The organism is Aquaspirillum sp. LM1 (assembly GCF_002002905.1).
Classification (GTDB): Bacteria; Pseudomonadota; Gammaproteobacteria; order Burkholderiales; family Aquaspirillaceae; genus Rivihabitans.
Genome location: NZ_CP019509.1, coordinates 1,027,457 through 1,039,867, shown reverse-complemented (window position 1 = coordinate 1,039,867; position 12,411 = coordinate 1,027,457). Strand labels below are relative to the sequence as shown.

7 protein-coding genes and 1 tRNA gene are annotated in these 12,411 nt (G+C 65.8%); 6 read left to right on the top strand and 2 right to left on the bottom strand.

What is annotated here, in order from left to right; genetic code table 11:
• Positions 1 to 1,452 precede the first annotated feature (1,452 nt).
• The 4 genes from BXU06_RS04595 (at position 1,453) to BXU06_RS04580 (ending at position 5,297) form a co-directional block, all read left to right on the top strand.
• Positions 1,453 to 3,174 (top strand): cation:proton antiporter, encoded by a 1,722-nt coding sequence (locus BXU06_RS04595; RefSeq protein ID WP_077297256.1) that lies wholly within the window; start codon positions 1,453 to 1,455, stop codon positions 3,172 to 3,174.
• A 327-nt stretch (positions 3,175 to 3,501) separates the two neighbouring features.
• Positions 3,502 to 4,008, top strand: coding sequence for a hypothetical protein (locus BXU06_RS04590; protein WP_077297254.1), 507 nt, complete (start codon positions 3,502 to 3,504; stop codon positions 4,006 to 4,008).
• A 3-nt stretch (positions 4,009 to 4,011) separates the two neighbouring features.
• Positions 4,012 to 5,130, top strand: a complete 1,119-nt coding sequence (locus BXU06_RS04585; protein WP_077297252.1) for a GNAT family N-acetyltransferase — start codon at positions 4,012 to 4,014, stop codon at positions 5,128 to 5,130.
• Positions 5,131 to 5,206: 76 nt separating this feature from the next.
• Positions 5,207 to 5,297, top strand: a tRNA-Ser gene (locus tag BXU06_RS04580).
• A 63-nt stretch (positions 5,298 to 5,360) separates the two neighbouring features.
• On the opposite strand, the gene BXU06_RS04575 is transcribed toward BXU06_RS04580, so the two are convergent.
• Positions 5,361 to 6,362 carry an aldo/keto reductase gene (locus BXU06_RS04575; RefSeq protein ID WP_077297250.1) on the bottom strand — a complete coding sequence of 334 codons (1,002 nt, stop codon included), beginning with the start codon at positions 6,360 to 6,362 and terminating at the stop codon, positions 5,361 to 5,363.
• An 85-nt stretch (positions 6,363 to 6,447) separates the two neighbouring features.
• A complete protein-coding gene (locus BXU06_RS04570; RefSeq protein WP_077297248.1) occupies positions 6,448 to 7,215 on the bottom strand; it encodes an SDR family NAD(P)-dependent oxidoreductase in 768 nt (255 codons plus the stop codon).
• A gap of 154 nt (positions 7,216 to 7,369) precedes the next feature.
• Here BXU06_RS04570 and BXU06_RS04565 point away from each other — a divergent pair, with 154 nt between their 5' ends.
• Together BXU06_RS04565 and BXU06_RS04560 are read left to right on the top strand one after the other, a co-directional pair.
• A complete protein-coding gene (locus BXU06_RS04565; protein ID WP_077297246.1) occupies positions 7,370 to 8,272 on the top strand; it encodes a LysR family transcriptional regulator in 903 nt (300 codons plus the stop codon).
• A 126-nt stretch (positions 8,273 to 8,398) separates the two neighbouring features.
• Entirely contained in the window at positions 8,399 to 12,247 is a 3,849-nt protein-coding gene (locus tag BXU06_RS04560) for a translocation/assembly module TamB domain-containing protein (protein WP_077297244.1), read from the top strand.
• Positions 12,248 to 12,411 lie beyond the last annotated feature (164 nt).

Here is a 12,411-nt window from a genome sequence, read left to right as displayed (position 1 = left end):
TATGCCGTGGGAAGCTTTAGGGATACGCTGAAAAAATCGTCATTCCCGCGAAGGCGGGAATCCAGGTTTTTGATTTTAATGGGTTTTGTTTTTGGCAAAAACGGTTTGTCTGAATAAATCAGCGCATCCTTAGCATGGCGGGGCGGTGGTGAGAACTCATACCCGCTGCACGCTGTGGATACCCCTGGATTCCCGCCTGCGCGGGAATGACGGGGTAGGGCGCGGCGGGTGGTTTGCTGTGGCTAGATAAGGCTTTGTTTTAAAAAAATTAAACCAGAGTCCTCATCGGAGGCTAGCCCTCTTCTGGCGTGAGTTTCACCCACTTGTCGTTCCCGCGCAGGCGGGAACCCAGACCGTGCCACAGTGCGCGCCGTGGGTGTGGGGCGTTGCGGGGCAGTCGGGAGCCCCCCCCCGCTGCACGCTGTGGATACCCCTGGATTCCCGCCTGCGCGGGAATGACGGGGTAGGGCGCGGCGGGTGGTTTGCTGTGGCTAGATAAGGCTTTGTTTTAAAAAAATTAAACCAGAGTCCTCATCGGAGGCTAGCCCTCTTCTGGCGTGAGTTTCACCCACTTGTCGTTCCCGCGCAGGCGGGAACCCAGACCGTGCCACAGTGCGCGCCGTGGGTGTGGGGCGTTGCGGGGCAGTCGGGAGACCCCCCCGCTGCACGCTGTGGATACCCCTGGATTCCCGCCTGCGCGGGAATGACGGGGTAGGGCGCGGCGGGTGGTTTGCTGTGGCTAGATAAGGCTTTGTTTTAAAAAAATTAAACCAGAGTCCTCATCGGAGGCCAGCCCTCTTCTGGCATGAGTTTCACCCACTTGTCGTTCCCGCGCAGGCGGGAACCCAGACTGCACCACAGCGTGTGCCGTGGGTGTGGGGCGGGACGGTCGTGAGAGCGCAAACCCGCTGCACGCTGTGGATACCCCGTCATTCCCGCCTGCGCGGGAATGACGGGGTAGGGCGCGGCGGGTGGTTTGCTGTGGCTAGGTAAAGCTTTGTTTTTAAAAAAATTAAACCAGAGCGCCCATCGGAGGCTAGCCCTCTTCTGGCGTGAGTTTCACCCACTTGTCGTTCCCGCGCAGGCGGGAACCCAGACCGCACCACAGCGTGTGCCGTGGGTGTGGGGCGGGCGGGACGGTCGTGAGAGCGCACACCCGCTGCACGCTGTGGAGGCCCCTGGATTCCCGCCTGCGCGGGAATGACGCGACAGGGCGCGGCAGGTGGTTCGCTGTGGCAAAGTAAGGTTTTGTTTTAACAGAAATTAAACCGAGATACCCGGCATAAATTTGCTCGCATGAACCCTTGTATTTCAACGTAACTGGCTACTAGAGCGTGTGGTCAATCGCCTGCCACCCTGCTGCGCCAATTGCCGCGCCACACCATGCCGTGTGTGCTGGCTTGCCCTTCTGGTATTGCTTGTTGTGATCTTCCCCTTGTTTCAGGAGCCTTCATGCTGCATGACATTCCGCTGATTACCACCTTGTCTGCCGGCTTTGGCCTGGCGCTGGTGCTGGGCTTTGCCGCCGCCCGCCTGCGCCTGCCGCCTTTGCTGGGCTATTTGCTGGCCGGGGTGATGATTGGCCCGGCCACGCCGGGGTTTGTGGCCGATGTAGCGCTGGCCGGGCAGTTGGCGGAAATTGGCGTGATGTTATTGATGTTTGGCGTGGGGCTGCATTTTTCGCTGGGCGACTTGCTGGCGGTGCGCAAGGTGGCGGTGCCGGGGGCGATTGTGCAAATCGGCGTGGCCACGGCCATGGGAGCCGGGGTGGCGTGGGCGTGGGGCTGGACGCCCGGTGCCGGGCTGGTGCTGGGCTTGTCGCTGTCGGTGGCCAGCACGGTGGTGCTGCTGCGTGCGCTGGAAAGCCGGGGCGAGCTGGCGTCGGGCAATGGCCGGCTGGCGGTGGGCTGGCTGGTGGTGGAAGACCTGGTGATGGTGCTGGTGCTGGTGTTGCTGCCGCCGCTGGCGGGCCTGCTGGGCGGCCACACTGGCGGCGCAGCGCAGGAAGGCGCGCTGTGGGCCACGCTGGGCCTGACGCTGGCCAAGGTCAGCGCCTTTGTGGCGCTGATGCTGCTGGTGGGTCGGCGGCTGTTGCCGCGCCTGTTATGGTGGGTGGCTGGCACCGGCTCGCGTGAGCTGTTCACCCTGTGCGTGATTGCCGTGGCCATGGGCGTGGCGTATGGCTCGGCGCGGCTGTTTGATGTGTCGTTTGCGCTGGGGGCGTTTTTTGCCGGGATGATGATGCGCGAGTCGGAATACAGCCACCGGGCGGCTGACGAATCGCTGCCGCTGCGCGATGCGTTTTCCGTGCTGTTTTTTGTGTCGGTGGGCATGCTGTTCGACCCGGCGGTGCTGCTGAGCGATCCGGGTAAGGTGCTGGCGGTCACCGGGGTGATCATGCTGGGCAAAACCGTGGCGGCGGTGGCGCTGGTGCTGTTGCTGCGCCACCCGCTGAACACCGCGCTGACGGTGGGGGCCAGCCTGGCGCAAATTGGCGAGTTCTCGTTTATTCTGGCTGGGCTTGGCGTCAGCCTGGGTTTGCTGCCGCGTGAAGGGCAAAACCTGATTCTGGCCGGGGCCATGCTGTCGATTGCCTGCAACAGCCTGTTGTTTGCCGCCATTGCCCCGCTGGAAGCCTGGCTGCGCGCGCGCTTTGCCTGGGCGCGCGAACTGGCCTTGCGTCCCGACCCGCTGGCCGAGCTGCCCGGTACGGTGCACGATGCCTGCCTGAGCGGCCAGGTGGTGCTGGTGGGCTATGGCCGGGTGGGCACACGGATTGCCGATGCACTGGCCAGCCATGCCATTCCGTTTGTGGTGGCCGAGCTGCGCCGCGAGGCGGTGGAGGCGCTGCGCGCCAGCCATCGCGCGGCGGTGCTGGGCGACGCCAGCGAACCGGCGGTGCTGATTCAGGCGCATATTGCCCGCGCCAGCATGCTGGTGGTGGCCATTCCGGATTTGTTTGACGCGCGCAAGATGGTCGAGATTGCCCGCACGCTGAACCCTGGCATCCGCGTGCTGGTACGCGGCGACGATGCCGCCCAGGCAGCGCTGTGGCAGCAGGAAAACCTTGGCACGGTGGTGCATGCCGACGCCGCCATGGCGCAGGAAATGCTCGGGCAGATTCTGGCGCATCACCCGGCGGGCAGCCACGCCCACGGCGTGGCCGGGCACTGATCCGTTTCGTGTTCAATCAGGCGCTCGGTACCGCAGTTGCTACGCGCGGGTGAAACCGATGTCGGCGGGGCAGGCGTTCAATTATTATCAGTATCACTGACTCCGCGCGGCCTTACTGTCTCAAGCCTCACTGTCTCAATCAGGGCACCCGGCATACTCCTTGTCGCCTACCGATGCACGGAGCGTTTCTTTTCTGCGCCAGCGGATTATCATTCGGGCTGCCACGCCGCCATGGCGCTCGTTCTGGACGAGCCAGCCGGATTAAAAGGCGCTCACAACATGCAGCGCAGCGGTCAGGGCTTCTTCGCCACCACAAGGAACCGCCGCATGAACCTCCCTGCACTGACGCTGACCGTGCTGACCGTCACGCTGTTGTCTGCCTGCGCCAGCGTGGACAGCTTTCGCAAAATGACGCCGCTGCAGCGCGCGCATGAGGTGTGTACCAGCGTCAACGGTTACACGCAGCTGGATCGTGAGGAACGCGAGCACGCAAACAAGGCGGCGGAGATTCGTCAGGTGCTGGACCGGGGCTACCGGCTGCATGAGTCCTGCCGTACCGTTGAAGCCAGCAAGGCCCCGGAGGTGGCGTGTCCGTCCCGCTCCGCACGCCACGGTGACACCCGCTGCAGCAAGGAGCAAGGCGGCAAGTACAAGCGGATTTGCCGCGATATTCCGGTGTCGATTGATGGCGCGCTGGAAAAGGAAAAACTCGCCAACCATGAGATGCAGCTGCAAGTCAGGGCAATCGACAAGCAGCGCTTTTATCAGCGCTGCCACGCCGAGGTGGTGACGCTGTCCGCCGAGCAGGCGTTTGACTATTACCAGCGGCACTGAGCCATGGCTATCCTGCGTGAACATGCTTCCCTGCACGCCCTGCCCGCCGACAGCTGGGATGCGCTGTCCGGCGGCCAGCCCTGGGTGAGCCATGCGCTGCTGTCGGCGCTGGAGGACAGCGGCGCAGTCAGCGCCGCCACCGGCTGGCAACCGGCCCATCTGGCGCTGTGGGAAGGTAAGCAGCTCTGCGCGGTGGCACCGCGCTACCTGAAAACCCATTCACGCGGCGAGTATGTGTTCGACTGGAGCTGGGCGCGAGCGTATGCCGAACATGGGCTGGACTACTACCCGAAAGCGCTGGGCGCGGTGCCGTTTTCGCCCATTCCCGGCCCGCGTCTGCTGGCTGCCGACGCGCCCAGCCGGCTGGCGCTGGCACAAGGTTTGGCCGATGCCGGGCATGGGCAAAGTGGCAGCCATGTGCTGTTTGTGCCCGATGCCGACCGCGCCGCGCTGCAAAGCGTGGGGTTTTTGCCGCGCATGGGGGTGCAGTTTCACTGGCAGAACGCCGGCTGGCCAGATTTTGCCGCCTTTCTGGCCAGCCTGCGCCAGGACAAGCGCAAGAAAATCCGCCAGGAGCGCCAAAAGGTTGCCGCTGCCGGCGTGCAGATTGTACAGCGCAGCGGCAGCGACATCCACGAGGCCGACTGGGTGTTTTTTGAACACTGCTATCGCAATACCTACCAGGAACACCGCTCGCACCCTTACCTGCCGCTGGAATTCTTTCTGCTGCTGGGCCAGCGCCTGCCCGAGGCTTGCGTGCTGTTTCTGGCCTATCGCGGCCAGCAGCCGATTGCCGCCAGCCTGTGTCTGCGCGATGCGCACCGGCTGTATGGCCGCTACTGGGGTTGCATTGAACAGGTGGACTGCCTGCACTTTGAGCTGTGCTACTACGCCGGCATTGACTACGCGCTGGCGCAGGGTCTGGCGGTGTTTGAAGGCGGCGCGCAGGGCGAACACAAGCTGGCCCGGGGGTTTTTGCCCGTGCCCACCTGGTCGATGCACCGCTTGCAGCAGCCGGCGTTTCATCAGGCCATTGGCCGCTGGCTGGCGCAGGAACGTCAGGCCATGGCCGAGTATCTGGCCGAGCAACACGCCGCCAGCCCGTATAAAATGGCAGGATGATCAGATGCGCAGCCACAACAGTAAAAAAAGCTTGTGCGATTGAAATTTTGTCTCTATAATGCGGTCCTTCTTATCCGGAGAGGTGGATGAGTGGTTTAAGTCGCACGCCTGGAAAGCGTGTATAGGTTAATAGCCTATCGGGGGTTCGAATCCCCCCCTCTCCGCCACACATCAGAAAAAGCCCCTGAGCATTGCTCAGGGGCTTTTTCTATGGGGTTTTATGGTTCAGCTCACATGGCCTGTTCAATCCCCAGCCAGCCCGACGCCGGATAGCGTTCGCCCTGCACCCGCGCCGGATCAAACAGCTTATCCAGTTCGGCCACGTCGGCAGCGCTGAGCGCGCAGTCGGCGGCGGCGGCGTTTTGTTCAAGATAGGCAATCCGACGGGTGCCGGGGATGGGAATCAACTGCGGGTGTTTGGCCAGCAGCCAGGCCAGCGCCACCTGGGCGTTACTCTGGCCGCGCGCCTGGGCAAAGGCGCTGAGCTGGGCCACCAGCTGCTGGTTGGCCTGTGCCGCCTCGCCCTGAAAACGCGGGCTGTGCTGGCGAAAATCGCCGTCGCTTAATTGTCCTGTTGCCAAGGTATCGGTCAGGAAGGCCCGGCCCAGCGGGCTGTACGCCACCAGACTGACACCCAGTTCGGCGCAGGCGGGCAGCAGTTCAGCCTCGGGGTCGCGGCTCCACAGGGAATATTCGGTCTGCACCGCAGCAATCGGGTGGATGGCCGCCGCCCGGCGCAAGGTGCTGGCGGAGACTTCTGACAAGCCAATCTGCGCCACCTTGCCAGCGCGCACCAGCCCGGCCATGGCCTCAACCACCTCTTCAATCGGCACTTCCGGATCGCGGCGATGGCAGTAGTACAGATCAATCTGCTCCACCCCCAGCCGCTGCAGCGAGGCCTCGCACGCCTGGCGGATATACGCCGGGCTATTGTCAATGCGCCGCCCGGCCTGCCCCGGCTGGCGGACAATGCCAAACTTGCTGGCCAGGCACAGCGGCTGGCGGCGGGCCGGGCCAATCTGGCGGACCAACTGGCCGAGCAGTTGCTCGTTATGGCCATGGCCGTAGGTGTCAGCGCTGTCGAACAGGGTAATGCCCAGCGCCAGTGCCCGATGCAGGGTCAGCAATGATTCAGCGTCATCGCTGGGGCCGTAAAATTCGCTCATGCCCATGCAGCCCAAGCCCATGGCGGAAACCGCCCGCTGCTGCGGGCCCAATACACGCTGATGCATGGTATACCTTTCTCAATATTCCATATTCCATACAGGACAAAAAACCCGCGCTGGCCAGGGGCTGGTGCGGCCCCGGACCACGCCATCACACCACGCTGAATCCGCCATCCACCACCAGCCCCTGGCCGTTGATATAGCTGGACGCTGACGACAGCAAAAACAGCACCGGCTGGGCAATTTCCTCGGGGGTGCCTGGCCGGCCTGCCGGGGTGAGCTTCAGGCTGGCGTGCAGATTGTCCAGGCTGCCAAAGCCGATTTCCGCCATCGGCGTGGCCACCGGGCCGGGGCTGACGGCATTCACCCGGATGCCATGGGCAAAGTTCTCCGTGGCGGCGCTGCGGGTCAGGCCCAGCACCGCGTGCTTGCTGGCGGTGTAGGCGGCAAAATCGGCAAACCCCAGCTGGGCGACAATCGATGCGGTGTTCACAATCGACCCGCCGCCGCTGTCGCGCATCGCGGCAATCTGGTATTTCAACGCCCAGAACACGCCGTACACATTGGCCTGCATCACCGCGCTGAAATCCGCCGTGCTCAGCGTATGCAGCGGGGCCACCTTGCCCAGCACACCAGCGTTATTGAACGCGCCATCCAGCCGGCCAAACTGCGCCAGCGTGCGCGCCACCGCCCGCTCGAGGTCAGCTTCCACCGTCACGTCGGTGGGAATCACCAGCGCCTCGCCGCCGGCCGCGCAAATCTGCCCGGCCAGTGCCGCCAGCGCATCCTCACGCCGAGCAGCCAAGGCCACCCGCGCCCCGGCCTGGCCCAGCGCCAGCGCAGTGGCGGCACCAATTCCGGACGATGCCCCCGTCACCAGAATGCTTTTACCTGCCAGATCCGCCAGACGATGTTTCATTGCCATACCTTTCCAAACAGAGGGATAAACCGGCCCCCCCGGCGGCATTGGCCGCCGGTAGGGGGTGTTGTCATGCAGTGTCCCCAGACTACTCGCCAGCCAACTGTGCAACAATCCGCTGTTTTCAACACACCTTGCTGAGTCATTTTCATCAATGTCCACCGCCAGCCTGTCTGACCTGCACGCCTTTGCCTGCGTGGCCCGCCTGCGCAGCTTTCGCCGTGCCGCCGCCGAACTGGAGGTGTCGCCCTCCGCGCTCAGCCATGCGCTGCGCAATCTGGAAACCAGGCTGGGTGTGCGCCTGCTCAACCGCACCACCCGCAGCGTGGCCCCCACCGAAGCCGGCGAGCGCCTGCTGGCGCGGCTGTCGCCCGCGCTGCGTGATATTCAGGGCGCGCTGGATGAAGTGAACGCCTTTCGCGACTCACCGCTGGGCAGCCTGCGCCTGAACGCACCGCGCCCGGCCTGCGAGCTGGTGCTGGCCCCGCTGGTGGCGGCGTTTCTGGCCCGCCATCCTGGCATGCAGGTGGAGCTGGTGGCCGACGATGCGCTGGTAGATATCGTGGCCGCCGGCTTCGACGCCGGGGTACGCTTTGGCGAACGCCTGCAGCAAGACATGGTGGCCATCCCGATTGGCCCGCCGCAGCGCTTTATTGTGGTGGCCTCGCCCGACTATCTGGCCCGCCATGGCGTGCCGCGCACCCCGCGCGACCTGACCGCGCACGGCTGCATCCGCATTCGTTTTCCTGGGGGGGCGCTGTACCGCTGGGAGTTCAGCCGCGCCGGTGAGTCGCTGGACATTGAAGTGAACGGCGCGCTGACCGTGGGAGAGATGCCGCTGATGATCCACGCCGCCGAACGTGGCCTGGGGCTGGCCTATGTGTATGCCAGCTACGCCGCCGACGCGCTGGCTGCCGGGCGGCTGGTCAGCGTGCTGGACGACTGGCGGGCAATGGACGAACGCTTTTACCTGTATTACCCCAGCCGCCGGCTGCTGCCCGCTGGCTTGCGGGCCTTTGTCGACATGGTGCGCGAGCAGGCAAATCGCACCGGCTGAACCCGCCATTGGCTGGCGCACGCCACCCGCGCAACAAGCAGCCCCGCCAGGCCCAGGCCAGCTGCTGCTTAACAAATCGTCGCCCAGGCCGTACATTGCTAGACTTCCTCTTTCCACACCGCCGTCATGACCGCCACCCCGCCACCCGATTCCAGCACCGCGCCCAGCCCATCGCCCCGCCCCCATCGTCGTTGGCGTTGGTGGCTGGCCGGCACGCTGGTGTTGCTGTTGCCGCTGCTGCTGCTGGCCAGCCTGCTCAGCGCCCCCGGTTTGCGCGCCGGGCTGGCGCTGGCCGAGCGCCTGAGCGGGGGCGCGCTGCAGGTGGCGGCGGTGACAGGCAGCCTGGGCTCGGGCAGGGTGCAACTGCGCGGACTGGCACTGCGCACCGCCAGCACCGACTACCAGCTGGATGCGCTGGACCTGCACTGGCAGCCGGCGCAACTGTGGCAGGGCGAGGTACGGATCACCACGCTGGCGCTGGGGGTGTTGCGCCTGACCGCCCGCGCGCCAGACCCCACGCCGCCCAGCCTGCCTGAACAGCTAACCTTGCCGCTGGCGCTGACGCTGGAACACGCCCGGCTGGCACGGCTGGAGCTGGGTCAGTTGGCCATGGGGCCATTTGCGCTCAGTGCGCGCAGCGATGGCCGCCAGCATCACTTGCAGCTCAGCGAGGCCATCACCCCGTGGGGGGCGAGCACGGCAGCGCTGCAGCTGGATGGGGTGCGGCCCTTTGCGCTGGCAGGCGTGTGGCGGCATGGTGGCCAGCTGGCACAGGCACCCATCAATGGCGAAGTGCGCCTGGCCGGCACGCTGGGCGCGGTCAAGGTTTCCCTGGCGGTGGGCTACCAGCACAGCGCACTGGGCGCACAGGCTACTCTGGCCCCGTTTGCTGCGCTGCCATTTGCCCGTCTGCGCCAGGCCGAGGTCACCCTGGCGCAGTTCAACCCGGCGCAGTGGCTGCCCGGCGCACCAGCGGCAGATATTTCGCTCAGCGCCAGCAGCACACCGGTGTCTGGCCAGCGCCAGCGCATCCAGCTGCGCGCCAATAATGCGCTGGCCGGGCCGTGGCCAAGTCAGCGCTTGCCATGGCAGGGTGCCCAGGCCGAGCTGGACGTGGACGACAACACGCTGACAGTGCGTCAATTGAGTGTGCAGGCGCTGGATGGCGAACTGGACGGCAGCGGCAGCTGGCAGGGGCAGACGCTCAATTTTGCCAGCCGCCTGCGCGGCCTGCGGCTGCGCACCCTGGCCAGCGCGCTGCCGGACTGGCCGGCAGACGGCCAGCTGGCGGTGCATGGCCAGATGTCGGTGCCACAGTTATCACTCAGTCTGAACGACCGTCAGCAGCGCGAACTGCACGCCGAACTCACGCTGGCAGGCCCGGCCCAGGCCCGCCAGCTGCGGCTGACTCAATTGCAGTTGCGCGACGGTGCCGCGCGGCTGGAGGGCAGCGGCGACCTGGCGCTGGCTGGCAACCGCCGCTTCAGCCTGACCGCCACCCTGCGCCAGCTGAATCCGGCACGCTGGAGCACGGCGCTGGCCGATGGCACGCTGAATGCCCAGGTGACAGTCAGCGGCAACGCCCAGCCACTGAGCGCCCAGATTGAACTGAATGTGGACCCATCCAGCCACTACCGTGGCCTGCCAGTCAGCGCCCAGTTGCGTGGCCAGTGGGCTGGACAGCGCGCCCAGGGGCTGCGTCTGGCCGCCAGCCTGGGCCATAACCGGCTGGCCGCTGATGGCGCGCTGGGCGGGCCGCAGGATGTGCTGAACTTTACCCTGGCGGCACCGCAGCTCAGCCAGCTGGGCGGCGAGTTTGCCGGCAGCGCACAAGGCCAGGGCAAATTGAGCGGCAAGGGCTGGCAACTGCGCCTGGCCGGCCTGCTGGACATTCGCCAGCTGCGCGCGCCGGGCGGTGTGAGCGTTGAGCAATTGCTGCTGGACGCCCGCCTGCCCGACAACCTCGACCAGGCCGGCCAGCTCAGCCTGACCTTGCGCCAGTTGCGCGCTGGCGGCTGGCAATTGGTGCAGGCCGACGCACGCTATCAGGGCAGCCGGCCCCGACACAGCCTGAGCGTGCAGGCGCGCGGGCGCGGACCGTTGGGCGACTTTGATACCCGGCTGGCGGCAGAGGGCGGCTGGCAAAGCGGACGCGGCTGGCAGGGCCAACTGACCCAACTCAGCAATCAGGGCCGGCTGGCGCTGAATCTGGACGCGCCGCTGGCGCTCAGCGTGGTGGACGCCCGCCACTGGCAGCTGACGGGTTTGCGCGGCAAGCTGCTGGGCGCGCGGCTCAATGCCCCCCGGCTGGCGCAGGATGGCAACACCCTGAGCGGCCAGGGGCAACTCAGCGGTATGGTGCTGACCAGCTGGCTGAAACTGCTGGACAGCCCGCCGCCGCTGGATGGCTCGCTGGTGCTGGCCGCCGACTGGAACCTGAGCGGTAACGGCCAGGGCCAGCTGAATCTGCGCCGGGAAAGCGGGGATGTCTGGCTCAGCCAGCACGCTGCCCGCCCGCTGGGGCTGGAACATGCCCAGTTGCAGCTGAACCGGCGTGACGCCATCTGGAAAGGCCAGGCCACGCTGCGCAGCCAGACACTGGGCAGCCTGACAGCCCAAGGCCAGCTCAGCAGCGCTGCTGGCCAGCTGCTGCCCGGCCCGGCCAGCACCATGCAGCTCAGCGCCAACGCCGAGCTGCCTAATCTGGCGGCCTGGGCCACCTGGCTGCCGCCAGGCATTCGCCTCAGTGGCCGCGCCAGCGCCAGCCTGAGCGCCGACGGTGCGCTGAACGCGCCACGCTGGCGCGGCAGCCTGAAAGCCGATGCGCTGGGCGTGCAACGCCCCAGCGACGGCATTGCCTTCAGCGACGGCCAGCTGCGCGCTAGCCTGCAGGACGACACGCTGAAACTGGACAGCCTGACCCTGCGCGACAAGCAGGGCGGCTATCTCACCCTGCGCGGTAGCGCCAACTGGCGTCAGCCGGACAGCACCCAGCTCACCCTCACCCTACATCAGCTGGCGGTGCTCAGCCACCCCAACCGCAGCCTGAGCGTCAGCGGCCAGGCCCAGCTGCGCCAGAGCGGCAACGGCCTGCTGCTGTCAGGCGGGCTGACGGTGGATAAAGGGCGGATTGTGCTGCCAGAAAGCGATACCCCGACGCTGGGCAGCGATGTGGTGATTGTCGGCCAGCCGGCACGTGAGCCAGATGCCCCGCTGGCCGTGCCTGTGGCCGTGGCGCTGGATCTTGACCTGGGCGAGCAGTTTCACCTGATCGGCAAAGGCCTGAACACTCGTCTGGCTGGCCAGCTGCGGCTAAGCGCCGCCGCCGGGCAGCCACCCAGCGCCACTGGCAGCGTGCGTGTGGTCAGTGGCTATTACGCCGCCTATGGCCAGCGTCTGGACATCAGCCGGGGCGTGCTGACCTTTGTTCACCGCCTGGATAACCCCGGTCTGGACGTGCTGGCGGTGCGCCGTGGCCTGAGCGTGGAGCCGGGGGTAGAAATCAGCGGCAGCGCACAAGCACCGCGCGTGCAACTGGTGTCTACCCCAGAGCTGCCCGATAGCGAAAAATTGTCCTGGCTGGTGCTGGGGCGCAGTGCCACCAGCCTGCGTGGTGGTGAAACCGAGCTGCTGTTTTCTGCTGCCAGCACGCTGCTGGGCAGCGGCAACGCCATGGGCATCCAGCAGCAACTGGCCAGCCGGCTGGGCCTGGACGAGCTGAACGTAGGCGCTGCCAGTACCCGGCCCAGCGTGCGCAGCACCCAGACCAGCAGCACCAGCCATCCGCTGGACAATCAGGTGCTGACCCTGGGCAAACGGCTGTCCAGCGGCCTGTACCTGGGCTATGAGCAAAGCCTGACCGGGGTGGGGGCGGCAGTGAAGCTGACCTGGGAATGGTCAAAAAACTGGTCGGTGGTGCTGCGCGCTGGTGAACAAAGCGCGCTGGATGCGGTATATGGCCGGGGGTTTGATTAACAGCGGCTCACCAAACGCAGCGCAGCGCGCCTGGCTCGGCGCGCCACCGCAGACCGTACCAGCACGCCCCCACGCCAGGAGGGGCGCGCGGTGCTCAAGCGGCAATGCCCTGTTATTGACATCGCTCACCCAAACGCCATACCGTACCGGCTGTTATTTTCAGA